The 18,903-nt window shown below is 63.3% G+C and carries 20 protein-coding genes and 1 other RNA gene; 5 read left to right on the forward strand and 16 right to left on the reverse strand.

The window, feature by feature from the left end; translation table 11 throughout:
- Nucleotides 1–4: 4 nt before the first annotated feature.
- The 9 genes from mraY to rsmI form a co-directional block, all read right to left on the reverse strand.
- Nucleotides 5–1,087: a phospho-N-acetylmuramoyl-pentapeptide-transferase gene (gene mraY / locus F3J44_RS06205; protein WP_167061410.1), complete on the reverse strand. Its 1,083-nt coding sequence runs from the start codon at nucleotides 1,085–1,087 to the stop codon at nucleotides 5–7.
- Nucleotides 1,087–2,454, reverse strand: a complete 1,368-nt coding sequence (murF, locus tag F3J44_RS06210; RefSeq protein ID WP_167271189.1) for a UDP-N-acetylmuramoyl-tripeptide--D-alanyl-D-alanine ligase — start codon at nucleotides 2,452–2,454, stop codon at nucleotides 1,087–1,089. The genes mraY and murF overlap by 1 nt, the downstream gene beginning before the upstream one ends.
- A complete protein-coding gene (locus F3J44_RS06215) occupies nucleotides 2,447–3,928 on the reverse strand; it encodes a UDP-N-acetylmuramoyl-L-alanyl-D-glutamate--2,6-diaminopimelate ligase (protein ID WP_205299714.1) in 1,482 nt (493 codons plus the stop codon). Before F3J44_RS06215 ends, murF begins: the two co-directional genes overlap by 8 nt.
- 5 nt (nucleotides 3,929–3,933) lie before the next feature.
- Entirely contained in the window at nucleotides 3,934–5,670 is a 1,737-nt protein-coding gene (locus F3J44_RS06220) for a penicillin-binding protein 2 (protein WP_167271191.1), read from the reverse strand.
- Nucleotides 5,667–5,960, reverse strand: a complete 294-nt coding sequence (gene ftsL, locus F3J44_RS06225; RefSeq protein ID WP_054899260.1) for a cell division protein FtsL — start codon at nucleotides 5,958–5,960, stop codon at nucleotides 5,667–5,669. Before ftsL ends, F3J44_RS06220 begins: the two co-directional genes overlap by 4 nt.
- A complete protein-coding gene (rsmH, locus tag F3J44_RS06230) occupies nucleotides 5,957–6,904 on the reverse strand; it encodes a 16S rRNA (cytosine(1402)-N(4))-methyltransferase RsmH (protein WP_167271193.1) in 948 nt (315 codons plus the stop codon). Before rsmH ends, ftsL begins: the two co-directional genes overlap by 4 nt.
- A complete protein-coding gene (gene mraZ, locus F3J44_RS06235) occupies nucleotides 6,901–7,356 on the reverse strand; it encodes a division/cell wall cluster transcriptional repressor MraZ (protein WP_011535546.1) in 456 nt (151 codons plus the stop codon). The genes rsmH and mraZ overlap by 4 nt, the downstream gene beginning before the upstream one ends.
- Nucleotides 7,357–7,665: 309 nt before the next feature.
- Nucleotides 7,666–8,040, reverse strand: an RNA gene (gene rnpB, locus F3J44_RS06240) — RNase P RNA component class A.
- A gap of 67 nt (nucleotides 8,041–8,107) precedes the next feature.
- A complete protein-coding gene (gene rsmI, locus F3J44_RS06245) occupies nucleotides 8,108–8,974 on the reverse strand; it encodes a 16S rRNA (cytidine(1402)-2'-O)-methyltransferase (protein WP_370526711.1) in 867 nt (288 codons plus the stop codon).
- Between the two features lie 197 nt (nucleotides 8,975–9,171).
- Between rsmI and F3J44_RS06250 the strand changes: the two genes are divergently transcribed.
- The 4 genes from F3J44_RS06250 to F3J44_RS06265 all read left to right on the forward strand — a co-directional run bounded on the left by F3J44_RS06250 (nucleotide 9,172) and on the right by F3J44_RS06265 (nucleotide 12,615).
- Entirely contained in the window at nucleotides 9,172–10,989 is a 1,818-nt protein-coding gene (locus F3J44_RS06250) for a penicillin-binding protein activator (protein ID WP_167061392.1), read from the forward strand.
- Nucleotides 10,989–11,360, forward strand: a complete 372-nt coding sequence (locus F3J44_RS06255) for a YraN family protein (protein WP_167271197.1) — start codon at nucleotides 10,989–10,991, stop codon at nucleotides 11,358–11,360. Before F3J44_RS06250 ends, F3J44_RS06255 begins: the two co-directional genes overlap by 1 nt.
- Nucleotides 11,361–11,446: 86 nt before the next feature.
- On the forward strand, nucleotides 11,447–12,040 hold the full coding sequence (locus F3J44_RS06260; RefSeq protein ID WP_008097558.1) for a phosphoheptose isomerase: 594 nt from the start codon (nucleotides 11,447–11,449) through the stop codon (nucleotides 12,038–12,040).
- Complete coding sequence (locus F3J44_RS06265) at nucleotides 12,037–12,615, forward strand: BON domain-containing protein (RefSeq protein WP_167271199.1); 579 nt, start codon at nucleotides 12,037–12,039, stop codon at nucleotides 12,613–12,615. The genes F3J44_RS06260 and F3J44_RS06265 overlap by 4 nt, the downstream gene beginning before the upstream one ends.
- A 101-nt stretch (nucleotides 12,616–12,716) precedes the next feature.
- Here F3J44_RS06265 and F3J44_RS06270 read toward each other — a convergent pair whose 3' ends face one another.
- From F3J44_RS06270 to rplM, 7 genes are all read right to left on the reverse strand, one after another.
- Entirely contained in the window at nucleotides 12,717–13,148 is a 432-nt protein-coding gene (locus F3J44_RS06270; protein WP_167271201.1) for a ClpXP protease specificity-enhancing factor, read from the reverse strand.
- 10 nt (nucleotides 13,149–13,158) lie between these two features.
- A complete protein-coding gene (locus F3J44_RS06275) occupies nucleotides 13,159–13,782 on the reverse strand; it encodes a glutathione S-transferase N-terminal domain-containing protein (protein WP_167061381.1) in 624 nt (207 codons plus the stop codon).
- Nucleotides 13,783–13,897: 115 nt separating this feature from the next.
- Nucleotides 13,898–14,677, reverse strand: a complete 780-nt coding sequence (locus tag F3J44_RS06280) for a cytochrome c1 (protein WP_167061379.1) — start codon at nucleotides 14,675–14,677, stop codon at nucleotides 13,898–13,900.
- A complete protein-coding gene (locus F3J44_RS06285) occupies nucleotides 14,677–15,891 on the reverse strand; it encodes a cytochrome bc complex cytochrome b subunit (protein WP_205299716.1) in 1,215 nt (404 codons plus the stop codon). The genes F3J44_RS06280 and F3J44_RS06285 overlap by 1 nt, the downstream gene beginning before the upstream one ends.
- Nucleotides 15,888–16,481: a ubiquinol-cytochrome c reductase iron-sulfur subunit gene (gene petA, locus F3J44_RS06290; protein ID WP_167061373.1), complete on the reverse strand. Its 594-nt coding sequence runs from the start codon at nucleotides 16,479–16,481 to the stop codon at nucleotides 15,888–15,890. Before petA ends, F3J44_RS06285 begins: the two co-directional genes overlap by 4 nt.
- A 263-nt stretch (nucleotides 16,482–16,744) precedes the next feature.
- Nucleotides 16,745–17,137 carry a 30S ribosomal protein S9 gene (rpsI, locus tag F3J44_RS06295; RefSeq protein ID WP_003260797.1) on the reverse strand — a complete coding sequence of 131 codons (393 nt, stop codon included), beginning with the start codon at nucleotides 17,135–17,137 and terminating at the stop codon, nucleotides 16,745–16,747.
- Nucleotides 17,138–17,151: 14 nt separating this feature from the next.
- The gene (gene rplM, locus F3J44_RS06300; RefSeq protein WP_003251819.1) at nucleotides 17,152–17,580 is read right to left on the reverse strand and encodes a 50S ribosomal protein L13; all 429 of its coding nucleotides are present in this window, start codon (nucleotides 17,578–17,580) and stop codon (nucleotides 17,152–17,154) included.
- Nucleotides 17,581–17,837: 257 nt separating this feature from the next.
- On the opposite strand from rplM, the gene F3J44_RS06305 reads away from it, so the two are divergent.
- Nucleotides 17,838–18,878 carry an NADP(H)-dependent aldo-keto reductase gene (locus F3J44_RS06305; protein WP_167061370.1) on the forward strand — a complete coding sequence of 347 codons (1,041 nt, stop codon included), beginning with the start codon at nucleotides 17,838–17,840 and terminating at the stop codon, nucleotides 18,876–18,878.
- Nucleotides 18,879–18,903: the final 25 nt, after the last annotated feature.

Genomic DNA, 18,903 nt, shown 5'->3' on the forward strand with positions numbered 1-18,903 from the left:
TCATCTACCTCAGTTTCAGGGTTGCCAGGCCGATCAGCACCAGAATCACGGTGATGATCCAGAAGCGGACGATCACGCGCGGCTCGGGCCAGCCCTTGAGTTCAAAGTGGTGGTGAATCGGCGCCATGCGGAACACGCGCTTGCCGGTGAGCTTGAACGAGGCCACCTGGATCACCACCGACAGGGTTTCCATCACGAAGATGCCACCCATGATGAACAGCACGATTTCCTGGCGCACGATCACCGCGATGGTGCCCAGCGCCGCGCCCAGTGCCAGGGCACCGACGTCGCCCATGAACACCTGGGCCGGGTAAGTGTTGAACCACAGGAAGCCCAGGCCTGCGCCGATCAGCGCGCCACAGAACACGATCAGCTCGCCGGAACCGGGTACGTACGGAATCAGCAGGTAGTCGGCGAACTTCACGTTGCCCGACAGGTAGCAGAAGATGCCCAGGGCACCGCCGACCATCACCGTGGGCATGATCGCCAGGCCGTCGAGGCCGTCGGTGAGGTTGACCGCGTTGCTGGAGCCGACGATGACGAAGTAGGTCAGCACCACGAAACCGATACCCAGCGGAATGGTAACGTCCTTGAGGAACGGCACGATCAGCGTGGTTTCGACGCTGGTGGGCGCACTCATGTACAGGAACACCGCGGCACCCAGGCCGAACACCGATTGCCAGAAGTACTTCCAGCGGCTCGGCAGGCCACGGGAATTCTTCTCGATTACCTTGCGGTAGTCGTCGACCCAGCCGATGGCCCCGAACAGCAGGGTCACGATCAGCACGGTCCATACATAGCGGTTGGACAGGTCGGCCCACAGCAGGGTGCTGATGCCGATGGCGGACAGGATCAAGGCACCGCCCATGGTCGGGGTGCCGGACTTGGACAGGTGCGATTGCGGGCCGTCGTTACGAACGGCCTGACCGATCTGGCGGATCTGCAGGGTACGGATCATCCACGGGCCCAGCCACAGCGCCAGCGACAACGCGGTCAGTACGCCAAGAATCCCGCGCAGGGACAGGTACTGGAAGACCGCGAAGCCCTTGTGGAACTGTTGCAGATACTCAGCCAACAGCAGCAGCATTAATGTTTCTCCCCGCTGGCACCGCACAGAGCGGCCACGACGTTTTCCATCGCAGCACTGCGCGAGCCTTTGATCAAAATGGTGGTGTCACTGGCTGTCTCGGCACGAACGGCGTCGATCAGCTCAGCTTGGGTGGCGAAATGACGGCCATCGGCGCCGAACGCCGATACCGCATGAATCATGTTGGAACCCACTGCATACAGGGCATCGACCTTGCCGCGCGCGTACTCGCCCACCTGACGGTGACCTTCTTCCGCCCACTGGCCCAGTTCGCCGATATCCCCCAGCACCAGAACGGTGCGCCCGGAAAAGCCGCGGAGTATATCAATGGCCGCGCACATCGAGGTGGGATTTGCATTGTAACTGTCATCAATCACGCGCACGCCGTTCGCGGCGATTTGCGCCACAGTGCGGCCCTTGACCGGTTGCACGGCATTGAGCCCGGCAGCGATGCCGTTGAGGCTCAGACCAACGGCATGGGCGGCGGCGGCGGCGGCCAGGGCGTTGCTGACGTTGTGCTCGCCGAGAACGTTGAGCTGCACGGCCACCGACTCACCGGCGCCATGCAGGGTGAACGACGGGCAGCCGCGGGCATCACGGTCGATGTGGCTGGCGTGGAAGTCGGCGCGGGCGTCGCAGCGGGCGAAGCTGACCACCGTGTGCGCACCGGCGCGGGCCTGCCAGGTGGCGAATGCCTTGTCGTCCAGGTTGAGGATGGCGATACCGCCCTCGCCCAGGCCTTCGAGGATTTCGCCCTTGGCCTCGACAATCTTCTCCGGGCCGCCGAACTCACCCACGTGGGCGGTGCCAGCGTTGTTGATGATGACCACCTGCGGCCGGGTGAGGCCGACGGTGTAGCGGATTTCGCCAATGCGCGAGGCGCCCAGCTCGATCACCGCGGCGCTGTGCTCCGGGGCGATTTCCAGCAGGGTCAGCGGCGCGCCGAGGTCGTTGTTGAGGTTGCCGCGGGTGGCATGCACCAGGCCACGGGTACGCAGGATACTGGCCAGCATCTCCTTGACCGTGGTCTTGCCGCTGGAGCCGGTGATGGCCACCACGGGCTTGTCGAAGCCGGCGCGGTTCAGGGCGCCCAGCTGGCCAAGGGCGATGCGGCAGTCGGCAACCAGCAGCTGCGGCAGGTCGACCCCTGCAACCTCGCGCTCGACCAGGGCAGCGACGGCGCCCTTGGCCTGCACGTCGGCAAGGTAGTCGTGGCCATCGAAGCGCGGGCCGGCCAGGGCAACGAACAGCTGCCCGGCGCCGACCGTGCGGCTGTCGATGCTGACGCCGGTGAAGCTTGCGTCGGCACCGACCAGGCGCGCGTTCAGTGCCTCGGTCAGCTGGCTGAGTATCATGGGCTTAAGCATGTGGAGCCTCCCAGGCTGCAAGTGCCTTGTCGGCTTCGATCAGGTCGGAGAAGGCATGGCGCTCGCCATGAATTTCCTGGTAATCCTCATGCCCCTTGCCGGCCAGGACGATCACGTCGCTGGCAGCAGCAGTGGCGATCAGGTGGGCGATGGCCTCGCCACGGCCGGCGACGAACTCGACGTCGGCGGGCTTGGCGAAACCAGGGCGAATGTCGTCGAAGATACGCAGCGGGTCTTCGCTGCGCGGGTTGTCGTCAGTGACCAGCACGCGGTCGGCCAGGCGCTCGGCCACTTCGGCCATCAGCGGACGCTTGCCGCGGTCGCGGTCACCGCCACAGCCGAACAGGCACAACAGCCGGCCATGGGCGTGCGGGCGCAGGGCTTCGAGCACTTTCTCCAGGGCATCAGGAGTGTGGGCGTAGTCGACCACCACCAACGGCTTGTCACCGCCGCCCAGGCGCTGCATGCGCCCCACAGGGCCCTGCAGTTTCGGCGTGACCTTGAGAATTTCGTCCAGCGGGTAGTCCAGCGCCAGCAAGGTGGCCACGGCAGCCAGCATGTTGCTCAGGTTGAAGCGCCCAAGCAGCTGGCTGCGCAGGGTACGCTCACCCTGGGCGGTGACGAGGATGGCGCGCACGCCATCGTCATCGAAGTGGGCTTCACGGCAGAACAGCGCAGCGTCCGGGTTTTCCAGGCTATAGCTGAGCAGCCGAGTTTCGATATGGTCGGCAACCGGGCGGCGGGCAAAATCCTCGGCCAGGCGACGACCGAACCCATCGTCCAGATTGACCACCTGGCAGCGCAGGCTCGGCCAGGCGAACAGCTTGGCCTTGGCGGCCTCGTAGGCCTCCATGCTGCCGTGGTAGTCCAGGTGGTCGCGCGACAGGTTGGTCATCACCGCGATGTCGAATTCCAGCGCGGCCACCCGGCCCTGCTCCAGGGCATGGGAAGACACTTCCATGGCCACGGCCTTGGCGCCGCCCTTCTTCAGGTCGTTCAGGGTGGACTGCACGGCGATGGGGTCGGGCGTGGTCAGGCGGCCGCTCTGCAGCTCACCATAGAAGCCCGTGCCAAGGGTGCCGATCAGGCCGCAACGCAGGCCCAGCGCATCGAGCGCCTGGGCCACCAGCTGGGTCACGCTGGTTTTGCCGTTGGTGCCGGTGACACCGACCAGGTGCAGCTGGCGGCTCGGCTCGCCATAGAAGCGGCCGGCGATCTGCGACAGCTGGCCGATCAGGCCTTTCACCGGAATCAGCGGCACGTCGGTCAGCGGCAGCACGTTGGCGCCGTGCTCTTCGTAGGCCACGGCGGCGGCACCACGGGCCAGGGCATCGGCGATGTGCTCGCGGCCATCGACCTTGGCGCCGGGCACGGCCAGGAACAGATCGCCCTGACGCACCTGACGGCTGTCCAGGGTCAGTTCGCGGATCAGTGGATCCTGGCTGGCGTTGGCGAACAGTTTGCTCAATGGCATCGTCATCATCCACGCCCTCCCTTGGCGGGTACTGCACTGGCCTGCTGCGGGTCGGTTGGTGGCGGCAGGTTATCTGGCGGCACGTTCATCAGGCGCAGGGTGCCGGACATGACCTTGCTGAATACCGGTGCCGAAACCAGGCCACCGAAGTAGCCGCCCTTGCCCGGTTCGTCGATCACCACGACGATGGCGTAGCGTGGGTCGCTCATCGGGCCGAAGCCGGCGAACAGCGAACGGTAGGCGTTTTCGGTGTAGCCCTTGGAGCCGACGGTGGCCTTGCGCGCAGTACCAGACTTGCCGGCCACGTGATAGAACGGCACCTGGGCACGGAACACACCGCGCGGTGCTTCGATCACCTGCTGCAGCATGCCCTGGATGGTTTCGGCGGTTTCCTTCGGAATGGCCTGCACCGCTTCTGGCGCCTTGTCGACCTTGAGGATCGACAGCGGCACCATCTTGCCGTCGTTGGCCAGCGCCGCGTAGGCATGTACCAACTGCAAGGCGGTCACCGACACGCCATAGCCGTAGGACAGGGTGGCGGTTTCGGCCTTGCGCCACTCGCGGTGGTTGGGCAGGTTGCCAACACGCTCGCCGGGGAAGCCAAGGCCGGTGTACTGGCCCAGGCCAACCTGGGACATCACCCGGTAGATGGCCTCGCCGCCGATATCGAAGGCGATCTTGCTCATGCCCACGTTACTGGAGTTGATCAGGATGCCGGTCAGGTCGAGGATCGGGCCCTCGCTCTTGGACACGTCCTTGATGGTGTAACGGCCGATCTGCAGGCTGCCCGGGTACACCTCGACCTTGTCGGTCGGCTTCCAGCGGCCGCTCTGCAGCGCCGCGCTCATGGAGATCGGCTTGACCGTGGAGCCTGGCTCGAACACGTCGATGATCGCCCGGTTGCGCATGGCCGCCGGGAACATGCTGCGGCGGTTGTTGGGGTTGTAGGTCGGCTGGTTGACCATGGCCAGCACTTCGCCGGTTTTCACGTCCATGATCACCAGGCTACCGGCCTTGGCGTCCTGCTCGGCAATGGCGTTGCGCAGTTCGCGGGTGGCCAGGTATTGCAGGCGCAGGTCGATCGACAACGCCAAGGTCTTGCCGGCCTTGGCGTTCTTGGTGACCTGGATGTCCTTGATCAGCCGGCCACGCCGGTCCTTGATCACTTGCCGCTTGCCGGGCACCCCGGCGAGCCATTCGTCATAGGCCAGCTCCACGCCTTCACGGCCGTGATCGTCGAGGTCGGTGAAGCCGACCATGTGCGCGGTCACGTCACCGGCTGGGTAGAAGCGGCGGAACTCTTCCAGGCCGTACACACCCGGCACCTTGAGGTCGAGCACGTGCTGGCCCTGCTCCGGGGTCAGGCCGCGGACCAGGTAGATGAATTCCTTGTTGGCCAGCTGGGTCAGGCGCTCAGTCAGTTGCTGGGCGTTCTGGCCCAGGGCTGCCGCCAGCTGTGGCCAGCGGTCCTTGGCGGCCTGCATTTCCTTGGGGTTGGCCCACAGGGTGGTGACCGGGGTACTCACGGCCAGCGGCTCGCCGTTGCGGTCGGTAATCAACCCGCGGTGCGCCGGAATCGGGATATGCCGCAGGCTACGGGCGTCGCCCTGGCCCTTGAGGAAGTCGCGGTCGACCACCTGCAGGTCGATGATGCGCCAGCAGATGGCACCGACCATCAGTGCCAGCAGGCCGATCACCACCCGGAAGCGCCAGGGATAGAGTGCGCCTTCGAGCTTCATCATGGCGCCACCATCCGCACTTCGTCAGCGGCAGGCACGCGCATCTTCAGCTGCTCGGAAGCCAGGTTCTCGATGCGGCTGGAGGCGGTCCAGGTGCTTTGTTCGAGGATCAACCGGCCCCATTCGGCCTGGGCCTTGTCTCGCTCGTTCAATTCACCGTACAGGGTATTGAGCAGTTGGCGGTTCCAGTGCGCGCTGTAGGACACCGCGATGGCCGAAACCAGCACGCCAACGAACAGCAAAAGCATGAGGAAGCTCCCGCCAGGCAGGGGCTTGGCAAAGAGCCGGCTCACCGAAGCTTCTCCGCCACCCGCATCACGGCGCTGCGCGACCGCGGGTTGGCCTTGAGTTCGGCGTCGGAGGCGAACTGGGCCTTGCCGATGAGCTTGACCTTCGGCTCGAACGCCTTGTGCTGCACCGGCAGGTTGCGCGGCAGGTTATCGGCCTCGCCCTTGACCAGCTTGCGCATGAACAGCTTGACGATGCGGTCTTCCAGCGAGTGGAAGCTGATGACCGCCAGGCGGCCGCCGACTTCCAGGGCATCGAGCGCCGCTTCAAGGCCGGCCTCAAGGTCGCCCAGCTCGTTGTTGACGTGGATACGCAGGCCCTGGAAGGCACGGGTTGCCGGGTTCTTGCCCTTTTCCCAGGCTGGGTTGGCAACCTTGAGCACTTCGGCAAGGTCGGCAGTACGGGTGAACGGCTGCTGCTCGCGGCGCTCGACCACGGCACGTGCCATGCGCCCGGCAAAGCGCTCCTCGCCGTATTCCTTGAACACACGGGCAATTTCTTCGACGGGCGCGGTGGCAATGAACTCGGCAGCGCTGATGCCCTGGTTGGGGTTCATGCGCATGTCCAGCGGGCCGTCGTTGAGGAAGCTGAAGCCGCGCTCGGGGTCGTCCAGTTGCGGCGAAGACACGCCCAGGTCAAGCAGGATGCCGCTGACCTTGCCATGCAGGCCGCGCTCGGCCACTTCCGCGCCCAGCTCGGCAAAGCTGCGCTGCACAATGACAAAGCGGCCGTCTTCGGCCGCCAGCGCTTGCCCTGTGGCAATCGCCTGAGGATCTTTGTCGAAGCCCAGCAGCCGCCCCTGGGGGCCGAGCTTGCTGAGAATAAGGCGGCTATGGCCGCCACGTCCGAAGGTGCCGTCCAGATAGCAACCGTCGGCGCGCAGGGCCAATGCCTCGACAGCTTCGTCGAGCAGGACGGTGATGTGGTTGAAGCCGCTATCTATGGTCACAGGATCAGGTCACGCAAATCGTCGGGCATGGCGCCCGGTTGTTGGATAGCTGCAAGGTCGGCTGCCGAAACCGCGTTCCAGGCATCCTCGTCCCACAGCTGGAATTTGTTCAGTTGCCCCACCAGCATCGCCTTCTTGTCCAGCTTGGCGTACTCACGCAGGCGGGGCGGCACCAGGAAACGCCCACTGCCATCGAGCTCCAGGTCAACCGCGTTACCGATCAGCAGGCGCTGAAGGCGGCGGTTTTCCTCACGCAACGACGGCAAGGCACGCAACTTGGCTTCAATCTGTTCCCACTCATCGAGGGGATAAACACACAAGCAGGGGTCTACGGCGTCAATGGTCACGATCAGCTGACCATTGCAACGCGAATCGAGCTCGTCACGGTACCGGCTCGGCATGGCGAGACGGCCCTTGGCGTCGAGGCTGACGGCGTTGGCTCCGCGAAACACGGTAGCGATCCCCCACAATGTTAGCTTTTTTGTCGCAGAAAACCCACTTCGTCCCACTTTCTGCCACTTGCGCACACTATAGGAATCCGCCCGCTGCACCGTCAAGGCACGTTCATAAGGAAAACCCTTACGTGACCGCGATTTAGCGCAACAAAGGAATGCGGAAGGAGTACCTGACGGGAAAAAACATGAGAAAAATCAAACCGCCTCAAACGGATGCCGTTCGAAGTTAAAGTGATTTATTAAGAGTAAGATTTTTTTGGTATTACCAAGAGGCATCTGCTATCGATTCAAGCAGGAGGGGAAGAAGTGGAGAGTCGATCTGTAAGCCGGGTTTTGTCGAGGACAGTCATTCCTCTACGACGGCCATCACTGGACGCCTCTAGCAACCTACCCGGTTCCGACGCGGGCCACGCCTGATGGAACCCTATTTGGTCTTGCTCCGAGTGGGGTTTACCTAGCCACGAACTGTTGCCAGCCGTGCGGTGCGCTCTTACCGCACCTTTTCACCCTTACCGGCACCGAAGTGCTTAGGCGGTTATTTTCTGTGGCACTTTCCGTAGGCTCGCGCCTCCCAGGCGTTACCTGGCACTCTGCCCTATGGAGCCCGGACTTTCCTCCCCCTGCTGTTTCGCAACAAAAAGTTGCGGAACAAACGCAGGCAGCGACTGTCCGATCGACTCTCCGCCGACAAGGTTAACGGCACGCGCGCGCAAGAACAAGCGATACCGCAAACTATATCAATTGGCCACTACTGGGATTTCTGTTTTTCCAGGGCCACCTGATACAAAAGATTCTTGCGCACACCGGTAATTTCCGCCGCCAGGGCAGCCGCGCGCTTGAGCGGCAACTCGGCCAACAACAGGTCGAGCACTCGCTGCGCCTCGGCGCTGATCGCATCCTCGCCTTCCGGCGCGCTCCAGCCCCCTACCAGTACCACGCACTCACCGCGCTGCTGGTTGCTGTCACCAGCCACGAAGGCGCGCAGTTCACCCAGCGGCAGGCCCTTGAGCGTCTCGAAGGTTTTCGTCAGCTCGCGGGCCAGCAGCGCCGGGCGCTCGGCGCCGAACACCAGCTCCATGTCTTCCAGGCATTCGAGGATGCGGTGCGGGGCCTCATAGAAAATCAGCGTGCGCGGCTCTTCCTTTACCTGCTCCAGGCGCGCCCGACGGCCGGCAGCCTTGGCCGGCAGGAAGCCTTCGAAGATGAAACGGTCCGAGGGCAGGCCCGCTGCCGACAGTGCGGCGATCAGCGCACAGGCACCCGGCACCGGCACCACGCTGACGCCGGCGGCGCGGGCCTGGCGCACCAGGTGGTAGCCGGGGTCGGAGATCAGCGGCGTGCCGGCATCGGACACCAGCGCCACGTCTTCACCGGCCAGCAGCTTGGTGATGAAGCGGCCACCCTCGTCGCGCTCGTTGTGCTCATGGCAGGCGGCCAGCGGCGTATCGATGCCGAAGTGCTGCAGCAGGCGGATCGAGTGCCGGGTGTCCTCGGCCGCGATCAGGGCGACGTCGGCCAGCACCTTCAGCGCCCTGGCGCTCATGTCGTCGAGGTTGCCGATGGGGGTCGCGACCACATAAAGCGTCCCCACGGTGGATTTCGAAGCCCCTGCCACATCAGTCACTGCACGCACCTGTCTTTCGGATCAAAGGCGCCATTGTAGCCCGAGCACCGGTAACAGGGCGCAAAGAACTTCATCGGCAGCCCCCGGCCGGGCACCTATAGTGAAGGTTCGACCATCAGCAACATCGCGCCCGGGCTGCCGCTTGGGTACAATCGTCGGCCAACTTGATCGAGTAACAGGACCTTTACATGATCGCTTGCCTGCGGCTGCTCACAGCCCTCTGCCTCGCTGCCCTGCTGGCAGCTTGCGCCAGCTCGCCCTCATCCAGCCTGGGCGAACTGCCACGCACCCCGGACGCCAGCATCGAGCAACTGCTCGAGAAGGCCGCCTCCAGCAAGTCCGCGGAAGATGCCGCGCTGCTGCGCCTGAGCGCTGCCGACCTGGCCTACAAGCAGAAGGACTTCCCACGCGCCGCACGCATCCTTGAACAGGTGCCGATGGACACGCTCAAGCCGGCCCAGCAGATCTTCGCCGCCACCCTGGGCGCTGAGCTTGCGATGAGCCGCAACCAGCCCAAGGCGGCCCTTGCGGCCCTGGCCAACCCCAACCTGGCCCATGTCGGCGAACTGCCGGCCGAGCAGCAGGTGCGTACCTACAGCGTGCACGCTGCCGCCTTCGAGGCCGATGGCCAGGCCCTGCCGGCAGCCCAGCAGCGCGTGCTGCTGGCCCCGCTGCTCAGCGGCCAGGCGGCCAGCGCCAACAATGACGCGATCTGGGCCCTGGTCGCTTCGTTGCCGGCCGAGCAACTGCAGCAACCGGCCAACGACCAGACCCTGGCCGGCTGGACCAGCCTGGCCCTGGCGGTGAAAAGCGCCGGCACCCTTGAGCAGCAGCAGGCTGCCATCGACGCCTGGCGCAAACAGCACCCCGACCACCCGGCCGCGCAGCAACTGCCGCAAGCCCTGACCAAGCTCAAGGAGCTGGCCAGCCAGCCGCTGACCAAGATCGCCCTGCTGCTGCCCCAGGAAGGCCCGCTGGCCAACGTTGCCCGCGCCCTGCGCGACGGCTTCATGGCCGCCCACTTCCAGGCTCAGCAAGGTGGCCAGCCAGCACCGGCGGTGCAGGTGTATGACAGCTCGCGCATCGGCTCGCTGGATGCCTTCTACCGCCAGGCCCAGGCCGATGGCGTGCAACTGGTGGTCGGCCCGCTGGAAAAACCCCTGGTCAAGCAACTGGCCGGCAACGCCCAGCTGCCCATCACCACCCTTGCGCTGAACTACGCCGACGCCGGGCAGAAAGCCCCGCCGCAACTGTTCCAGTTCGGCCTCGCCGCCGAGGACGAAGCCCGCGAAGTGGCCCGCCGCGCCCGCGCCGACGGCATGGTCCGCGCCGTGGCCCTGGTTCCGAGCGGTGAGTGGGGCGACCGCGTGCTGGCCGCCTTCCGCCAGGACTGGGAAGGCAACGGCGGCACCATCATTGCCGCCGAGCGCATCGCCCAGCCAGTGGCCCTGGCCCAGCAGATCGCCAACCTGTTCCAGCTGCGCCAGAGCGAAGGCCGTGCGCAAAGCCTGCAAAGCACCGTGGGCGGCAACATCGCCGCGCAGCCGTCGCGCCGCCAGGACATCGACTTCATCTTCCTCGCCTCCACCCCGCAGCAGGCGCAGCAGATCAAGCCAACCCTGAACTTCCAGTACGCCGGTGACGTGCCGGTATACGCCACCTCGAACCTGTACAGCGCCAGCGGTGACGTGAACCAGTACAACGACATGAACGGCATCCGCTTCTGCGAAACGCCCTGGCTGCTCGACACCAGCAACAGCCTGCGCCAGCAGGTGGTGCAGCAGTGGCCACAGGCCGCCGGCAGCCTTGGCCGCCTGTACGCCATGGGCGTCGACGCCTACAGCCTGGCGCCGCGCCTGGGCCAGCTGAAGGCCCTGCCGGACAACCGCGTACAAGGCCTGTCGGGCAGCCTGAGCATCAACGCCAGCCAGCGCGTCGAGCGTCAGCTGCCGTGGGCCCAGTTCGAAGGTGGCCAGGTCAAGCGCCTGCCGGACACCGCCCACTGATGCCCGAGGCATCGCCAACCCGCGCCGGCCAGGCTGCAGAAAGCCAAGCCCTCGACTACCTTCAGGGGCAAGGTTTGCAGCTGCTGGCGCGCAATTGGCGATGCAAAGGCGGCGAGCTTGATCTGGTCATGCTCGATGCCGATACAGTAGTATTCGTCGAAGTCCGCTACCGGCTGCACGCGGGCTTCGGCGGCGCCCTCGGCAGTATCGACGGGCGCAAACAGAAACGGCTGGTGCTTGCCGCCACCCTGTTCCTGCAGAAAGAGGCCCGCTGGGCCAGTTACCCCTGCCGCTTCGACGTTGTCGCCCTGCAGGGAAGCCAGCACGCAGGCCGACCGCTTCAATGGCTGAAAAACGCCTTCGAATGCTGAACCCATTCCGATTTTTTTGCTCTATGTATCGCGGGCTGGTCGTTGTTGCGCGTAGCGCCGGCCACCGCCCCACTTAAGGTCACCAGATGGACATGCAATCCCGAATTCGCCGGCTGTTCCAGGCCAGCATCGACACCAAGCAGCAGGCAATGGACATTTTGGCACCGCACATCGAGCAGGCCAGCCTGGTCATGGTCAATGCACTGCTCAACGAGGGCAAGATGCTCGCCTGCGGCAACGGCGGCTCGGCCGGCGATGCGCAGCACTTTTCCTCCGAGCTGCTCAACCGCTTCGAGCGCGAGCGCCCAAGCCTGCCGGCGATCGCCCTGACCACCGACAGCTCGACGCTGACCTCGATTGCCAACGACTACAGCTATAACGAAATCTTCTCCAAGCAGATTCGCGCCCTGGGCCAGCCCGGCGACGTGCTGCTGGCGATTTCCACCAGCGGCAACTCGGCCAACGTGATTCAAGCGATCCAGGCCGCACATGATCGTGAAATGATTGTCGTAGCATTGACTGGTCGCGACGGCGGCGGCATGGCGTCGCTGCTGCTGCCCGAGGACGTGGAGATCCGCGTGCCGTCGACGGTCACCGCTCGTATCCAGGAAGTCCACCTGCTGGCGATCCACTGCCTGTGCGATCTGATCGACAGCCAACTGTTCGGGAGTGAAGAATGACCCCCATCCGCCTCGGCCTGATGGCCCTGACCCTGTGCCTGAGCGTCACCGGTTGCAGCTCGGTGCTGACCTCGACTCGCAATTCGCCGATCGAGGACGATCGCGGCACGCGCACCATTGGCAGCAAGATCGACGACTCGCTGATCGAAACCAAGGCTTCGGTGAACATTGCCAAGGCCAGCCCCGACCTGGACCAGGGTTCGCACATCGTCGTCAGCAGCTACAACGGCATTGTCCTGCTCGCCGGGCAAACCCCGCGCGCCGACCTCAAGAGCCTGGCCGAACAAACCGCTGGCCAGGTACAGCGGGTGAAGAAGGTGCATAACGAGCTGCAGGTGATGCAGCCCTCCTCCATCCTCGCACGCAACAACGACGCCTGGCTGACCACCAAGATCAAGACCCAGATGCTCACCGACAATGCCGTGCCCAGCTCGCGCATCAAGGTGATTACCGAGAACGGCATCGTTTACCTGTTGGGCCTGGTGACCCAGCCGGAGGCTAACTCTGCTACTGCCGTGGTGCAGGGCGTTTCCGGGGTGCAGAAGATCGTCAAGCTGTTCGAGTATATCGACTAGCCTGGGCTGGCCTCATCGCGAGCTGCGCTCGCTCCTACGAGGAGCGCATCGCGTGGGGAGCGGCGCACAAAAAAGGCGATCCAACTGGATCGCCTTTTTCGTTACTTGACCACCTTCAGGCTCGGCCGCCCGCTTGGGCGTGGCGGCTGGCCACCGCCTTCCGGCGAGCCATCGTCATCGGGCTCGACCGCTTCGTCTTCAAGCTCCTCGTCCTCCATCAACGGCGGCTCCAGCTCAAAGACCATGCCCTGGCCATTCTCACGGGCATAGATGCCCAGAATGGCGCCGGCCGGCACGAACAGCGAATGGGCAACGCCACTGAAGCGCCCCTCGAAGCTGACCGCGTCGTTGTCCATGTGCAGGTTGCGCACGGCGCTTGGCGAAATATTCAGAACGATCTGGCCATCACTGGCAAAACCTTGTGGCACCTGGACAGCCGGGTATTCAGCATTGACCAGCATATGGGGCGTGCAATCGTTGTCGACGATCCACTCGTACAGTGCTCGAACCAGATAGGGGCGACTGGAGTTCATCAACGGCTCCTTAAAGCTTGCGCATTTCACGTTCAACGGAGGACAGGCTCGCCAGGAAAGGCTCGCGGGCAAACTGCCGCTCCATGTAATCCAGCAGCGGCTTGGCTTGCCGCGGCAATTCGATACCCAGTACCGGCAAACGCCATAGTATGGGCAGTAGACAACAGTCGACCAGGCTTTGCTCCTCGCTCATGAAGCAAGCGAACTCGCCAAACAGCGGCGAAACACCGGTCAGGCTCTCGCGCAGCGCCTTGCGCGCCTCGGCGCGGGCGGCATCCTTGCTGCGCGGGTCGAGAATGGTATCGGCCAGCGCGCACCAGTCACGCTGGATACGGTGCATCAACAGGCGGCTGTTGCCACGGGCCACCGGGTACACCGGCATCAGCGGCGGATGCGGGTAACGCTCCTCGAGGTATTCCATCACCACGGTCGATTCATACAACGCCAGGTCACGGTCGACCAGGGTCGGCACACTGCCATACGGGTTCACTTCGGCCAGCTTGGCCGGCAAACGCGCAGGGTCGACGTCGATGACCTGCACGCTGACCCCCTTCTCGGCGAGCACGAGGCGTACCCGATGAGAATAATGGTCAGCAGGGTCGGAATAGCAGGCTAACCGGTTGGTTGCGCCCATGTAGCGCCTCCTCGCAGGGATGCTTGTAAAACTCTAAATGAAAACGCGCCCGGGGCGCCCCGGCCAACATGGCCGGGCGCCCCGGGCGCGTTCAACTACCAGAACTACTGCGTGATCAGTGCACGTCCTTCCAGTATTCGCGCTTGAGCAAATAGGCGAACACGAAGAAGAAAGCCAGGTACAGCAACACGTAGGTACCGATGCGCTGGCTTTCCAGTTTGACCGGGTTGGCCGAATAGGCCAGGAAGGTCACCAGGTTCTTGACCTTCTCGTCGAACTGCTCAGTGGTCAGGGTACCGGAATTCGGCGTAATGGTCAGCTGGTCGCAGGCCTCATGGGTCAACGGGCTGCCCGTCAACGGGTCGAATTGCTTCTTGCCATCGACCACCATCTGCACCTGCTTGCAGCCAACCACCTGGTTACCCTGCAGGCCGACCAGCACGTTGGGCATGCCGACGTTCGGGAATACCCGGTTGTTGACCCCGTACGGACGCGACGGGTCTTCGTAGAAGCTGCGCAGGTAGGTGTACAGCCAGTCGGTGCCACGCACCCGGGCAACCAGGGTCAGGTCAGGCGGAGCGGCGCCGAACCAGGTCTTGGCGTCATTGGGCTGCATGCCGATCTGCATGTGGTCGCCGATCTTGGCACCGGTGAACACCAGCTTCTCAAGCATCAGCTCGTGGGGGATGCCCAGGTCATCGGCCACCCGCTCGTAACGCTGGAACTTGGCGCTGTGGCACCCCATGCAATAGTTGGCGAAGGTGCGCGCACCGTCCTGCATGGCGGCCTTGTCGGTGAGGTCGATATCGACCTTGTCCAATTCCAGACCATGCTCGGCAGCGAAGGAAAAGGCAGGCATCACTGCCAGCAAAAATACTGCAATCAACTTTTTCATCAGCCAGTCACCCTATCCGGAACCGGTTTGGTCTTCTCAAGCCTTGTGTAGAACGGCATCAGCAGGAAGTAGGCGAAATACAGCACCGTGCACACCTGCGACACCAACGTGCGCTCAGGGGTGGGGGCCAGTACGCCGAGAATGCCGAGGATCACAAAGGCAATGCAGAACACCAGCAGGAAGACCTTGCTGATCCAGCCCTTGTAGCGCATGGAGCGCACTGGGCTGCGGTCGAGCCAGGGCAGCACGAACAGCACGGCGATTGCCGCACCCATGGCGATGACGCCAAACAGCTTGTCAGGCACCGCACGCAGAATCGCGTAGAACGGCGTGAAGTACCACACAGGGGCAATATGCTCCGGCGTCTTGAAGGCGTTGGCCTGTTCGAAGTTGGGTTTTTCCAGGAAGTAACCACCCATTTCCGGGAAGAAGAACACCACGGCGCAGAACACGAAGAGGAATACCACCACCCCGACAATGTCCTTCACGGTGTAGTACGGGTGGAACGGAATACCGTCGAGCGGGATGCCGTTCTCGTCCTTGTGCTTCTTGATTTCCACGCCATCGGGGTTGTTCGAACCCACTTCGTGCAGGGCCAGGATGTGCAGCACCACCAGGCCAAGGATTACGATGGGCAAGGCCACCACGTGCAGGGCGAAGAAGCGGTTCAGGGTGATACCGGAAATCAGGTAGTCACCACGGATCCACTGGGTCAGGTCGCCGCCGATCACCGGAATGGCGCCGAACAGCGAGATGATTACCTGGGCGCCCCAGTACGACATCTGGCCCCAGGGCAGCAGGTAGCCCATGAAGGCCTCGGCCATCAGCGCCAGGTAGATCAGCATGCCGAACAGCCACACCAGCTCACGGGGCTTCTGGTACGAGCCGTAGAGCAGGCCACGGAACATGTGCAGGTAGACCACGATGAAGAACGCCGAAGCACCGGTGGAATGCAGGTAGCGCAGAATCCAGCCGTACTCCACATCACGCATGATGTATTCGACCGAGGCGAACGCCTCTTCGGCCGATGGGGTGAAACTCATGGTCAGCCACACGCCAGTGACGATCTGGTTGACCAGCACCAGCAGGGCCAGCGAGCCGAAGAAATACAGGAAGTTGAAGTTCTTGGGCGCGTAGTACTTGCTGAGGTGGTCTTCCCACATTTTGGTGGCGGGGAAGCGCGCGTCGATCCAGTCCATGAACTTGCTCATCATGCTTTCTCCTGGTCGACGCCGATGACAATGAGGTCGTCCGTCTCGTAAGAGTGTGGCGGCACTGGCAGATTGAGCGGCGCCGGCTGGGATTTGTAGACGCGCCCGGCGAGGTCGTAGTGGGAGCCGTGGCAGGGGCAGAAATAGCCACCGACCCACTTGGGCCCCAGGTCAGCGGGCGCGACTTCCGGGCGGAAGGTCGGCGAGCAGCCCAGGTGCGTACACAGGCCGACGAGAATGAGAATTTCTGGTTTGATTGAGCGAACCTCGGGGTCGACATAGGCCGGCTGCACCGAGTTTTTCGATTGCGGGTCGGACAGGTCGCCTTCGATCTTCTTTAAATTGCCGAGGATCTCCTGCGTTCGCCGCACGATGAACACCGGCTGGCCACGCCATTCGGCGACCATTTGCTGCCCAGGCTCCACCTTGGCAATGTTCACCTTCACCGGTGCACCGGCAGCCTTTGCCTTGGCACTGGGAAACCATGACCCCACGAACGGTACCGCAGCCCCCACTGCCCCCGCCGCCCCGACCACGGATGTCGCGGCTACGAGGAAGCGGCGCCGGCCTGCGTTGACGCCGTCATTGCTCATTCAGTCCTCTCCCATCAGCTTGCTTGGCCAGTTGTATCTGGCCTGTACTTAGGTTGTGTCTGTGGCGTTAAAAATTGGCCGCCATGGTAAGAAACAAATCCACACAGTGACAAGGTGATTAGCCCCTCCAAGGGCCACAACCCGCGCTTTGCTTGATCTGCGTCTATGTGCCATGCCGCCACGGACATGCTGACAGGTTAGTTCAAGCCATAAAAAAAGCCCGGTTCCAAGGAACCGGGCTTTTTTCGACTGCCGAAGCGGTATTAACGCTTGGAGTACTGAGGACGCTTACGCGCTTTACGCAGACCCACTTTCTTACGCTCGACTTCACGAGCGTCGCGGGTGACGTAGCCAGCACGACGCAGAGCGCCACGCAGGGTTTCGTCGTATTCCATCAGAGCGCGGGTGATACCGTGACGGATCGCACCGGCCTGACCGCTGACACCACCACCGGAAACGGTGACGTAGATGTCGAACTTCTCAACGGTTTCGGTCAGCTCGAGCGGCTGGCGAACAACCATGCGAGCGGTTTCGCGACCGAAGAACACGTCCAGAGAACGGTTGTTGATGGAAATGTTACCAGTACCCGGACGCAGGAAAACGCGAGCGGTTGCGGTCTTGCGACGGCCAGTGCCGTAATTTTGAGTCGCCGACATAATGAACTTTCCCGTTAGATCTTCAGTTCTTGAGGCTGCTGAGCAGTGTGTGGGTGAGCAGCACCCGCGTACACTTTCAGCTTACGGTACATGTCGCGACCCAGCGGGTTCTTAGGCAGCATGCCTTTGACCGCGGTTTCGATAACACGCTCAGGGGCCTTGGCGATCAACTTCTCGAAGTTGATTTCCTTGATGCCGCCTGGGAAACCGGAGTGGGAGTAGTACATTTTGTCGGAAGACTTGGCGCCAGTTACACGAACCTGCTCGGCGTTGATGACGACGATGTAGTCGCCGGTGTCAACGTGAGGGGTGTATTCTGGTTTGTGCTTGCCACGCAGACGGGTAGCGATTTCGGTAGCCAGACGACCCAGGGTCTGGCCAGCGGCGTCGACTACGAACCACTCGCGCTTTACTGTTTCCGGTTTAGCAGTAAAAGTTTTCATTCTCTAAAGCCTCAGAGGCCGCCCAGCGAAAAATAGACGGCGAATCTTACTGGATAGTGCACAGCTTGCCAAGGGCAAACGCGCAGCCGAACGCTGACGCTTTTGGGGGCTCGGGTCGGGCACGCCAATGTTCGACGGGGTTCTTCCTGAGTGGTGGTGCATCACTTCCGCCACACGGAGAGGTGCCGAATTATCCAGATTGCGCGAAAAATTTCAACCTGCTTTTATGGGCGTCTTTGCCAAGGAGTGTCTTTTCGATGGAATACCGCAAGCTCGGCCGTACCGATCTCGACGTCAGCGCCCTGTGCCTGGGCACCATGACCTGGGGTGAGCAGAACACCCAGGACGAAGCCTTCGCGCAGATTGCCCTGGCCAAGGCCCGCGGCGTCAACTTCATCGACACCGCCGAAATGTACCCCGTGCCACCGCGCCCGGAAACCTACGCGGCCACCGAGCGCATCATCGGCAACTGGTTCCGCGCCAACGGTGACCGCGACGACTGGGTACTGGCCAGCAAGGTGGCCGGCCCCGGCAACGGCATCAGCCACATCCGCGACGGCCAGCTACGGCACAACCGCCAGCACATCGTGGCGGCGCTGGACGAAAGCCTCAAGCGCCTGCAGACCGACCGTATCGACCTGTACCAGTTGCACTGGCCAGAGCGCAGCACCAACTTCTTCGGCAAACTGGGCTACCAGCACCAGGCCAGCGACCTGTTCACGCCGCTGGAAGAAACCCTTGAGGTGCTTGACGAGCAGGTTCGCGCCGGCAAGATCCGCCATGTGGGGCTGTCCAATGAAACGCCGTGGGGCACCATGAAGTTCCTGCAACTGGCCGAGGCCCGTGGCTGGCCGCGCGCGGTGTCGATCCAGAACCCCTACAACCTGCTCAACCGCAGCTTCGAGGTGGGCCTGGCGGAAGTGGCGATTCGCGAGCAGTGCGGCCTGCTGGCCTATTCCCCGCTGGCGTTCGGCATGCTCTCGGGCAAGTACGAGAACGGCGCTCGCCCGGAGAAAGGCCGCCTGACCCTGTTCAGCCGCTTCGCCCGCTATTCCAACCCGCAGACCGTGGCCGCCTGTAGCCGGTATGTGCAGCTGGCGCGGGAACACGGCCTGGACCCGGCGCAGATGGCCCTGGCCTTTGTCACACGCCAGCCGTTCGTGACCAGCAACATCATTGGCGCCACCGATACTGCGCAGCTGCAGAGCAACCTCGACAGCTTGCAGCTTAACCTCAGCGACGAGCTGCTGGCGGCCATCGAGGCGCTGCACCAGGAGCAGCCGAACCCGGCGCCTTGAGCTAGGTGCGGCGTCGCCGGCTTCG

Origin of the sequence: Pantoea sp. Tr-811, from assembly GCF_011752535.1 — a bacterium.
GTDB lineage: Bacteria > Pseudomonadota > Gammaproteobacteria > Pseudomonadales > Pseudomonadaceae > Aquipseudomonas.

Bases quoted from the DNA above. Each gene is read 5' to 3' on its own strand.
- mraY (WP_167061410.1), bottom strand. From the start codon at position 1,087: ATGCTGCTGCTGTTGGCTGAGTATCTGCAACAGTTCCACAAGGGCTTC.
- murF (WP_167271189.1), bottom strand. From the start codon at position 2,454: ATGCTTAAGCCCATGATACTCAGCCAGCTGACCGAGGCACTGAACGCG.
- F3J44_RS06215 (WP_205299714.1), bottom strand. From the start codon at position 3,928: ATGCCATTGAGCAAACTGTTCGCCAACGCCAGCCAGGATCCACTGATC.
- F3J44_RS06220 (WP_167271191.1), bottom strand. From the start codon at position 5,670: ATGATGAAGCTCGAAGGCGCACTCTATCCCTGGCGCTTCCGGGTGGTG.
- F3J44_RS06250 (WP_167061392.1), top strand. From the start codon at position 9,172: ATGATCGCTTGCCTGCGGCTGCTCACAGCCCTCTGCCTCGCTGCCCTG.
- F3J44_RS06255 (WP_167271197.1), top strand. From the start codon at position 10,989: ATGCCCGAGGCATCGCCAACCCGCGCCGGCCAGGCTGCAGAAAGCCAA.
- F3J44_RS06260 (WP_008097558.1), top strand. From the start codon at position 11,447: ATGGACATGCAATCCCGAATTCGCCGGCTGTTCCAGGCCAGCATCGAC.
- F3J44_RS06265 (WP_167271199.1), top strand. From the start codon at position 12,037: ATGACCCCCATCCGCCTCGGCCTGATGGCCCTGACCCTGTGCCTGAGC.
- F3J44_RS06270 (WP_167271201.1), bottom strand. From the start codon at position 13,148: ATGAACTCCAGTCGCCCCTATCTGGTTCGAGCACTGTACGAGTGGATC.
- F3J44_RS06275 (WP_167061381.1), bottom strand. From the start codon at position 13,782: ATGGGCGCAACCAACCGGTTAGCCTGCTATTCCGACCCTGCTGACCAT.
- F3J44_RS06280 (WP_167061379.1), bottom strand. From the start codon at position 14,677: ATGAAAAAGTTGATTGCAGTATTTTTGCTGGCAGTGATGCCTGCCTTT.
- F3J44_RS06285 (WP_205299716.1), bottom strand. From the start codon at position 15,891: ATGATGAGCAAGTTCATGGACTGGATCGACGCGCGCTTCCCCGCCACC.
- petA (WP_167061373.1), bottom strand. From the start codon at position 16,481: ATGAGCAATGACGGCGTCAACGCAGGCCGGCGCCGCTTCCTCGTAGCC.
- rpsI (WP_003260797.1), bottom strand. From the start codon at position 17,137: ATGTCGGCGACTCAAAATTACGGCACTGGCCGTCGCAAGACCGCAACC.
- rplM (WP_003251819.1), bottom strand. From the start codon at position 17,580: ATGAAAACTTTTACTGCTAAACCGGAAACAGTAAAGCGCGAGTGGTTC.
- F3J44_RS06305 (WP_167061370.1), top strand. From the start codon at position 17,838: ATGGAATACCGCAAGCTCGGCCGTACCGATCTCGACGTCAGCGCCCTG.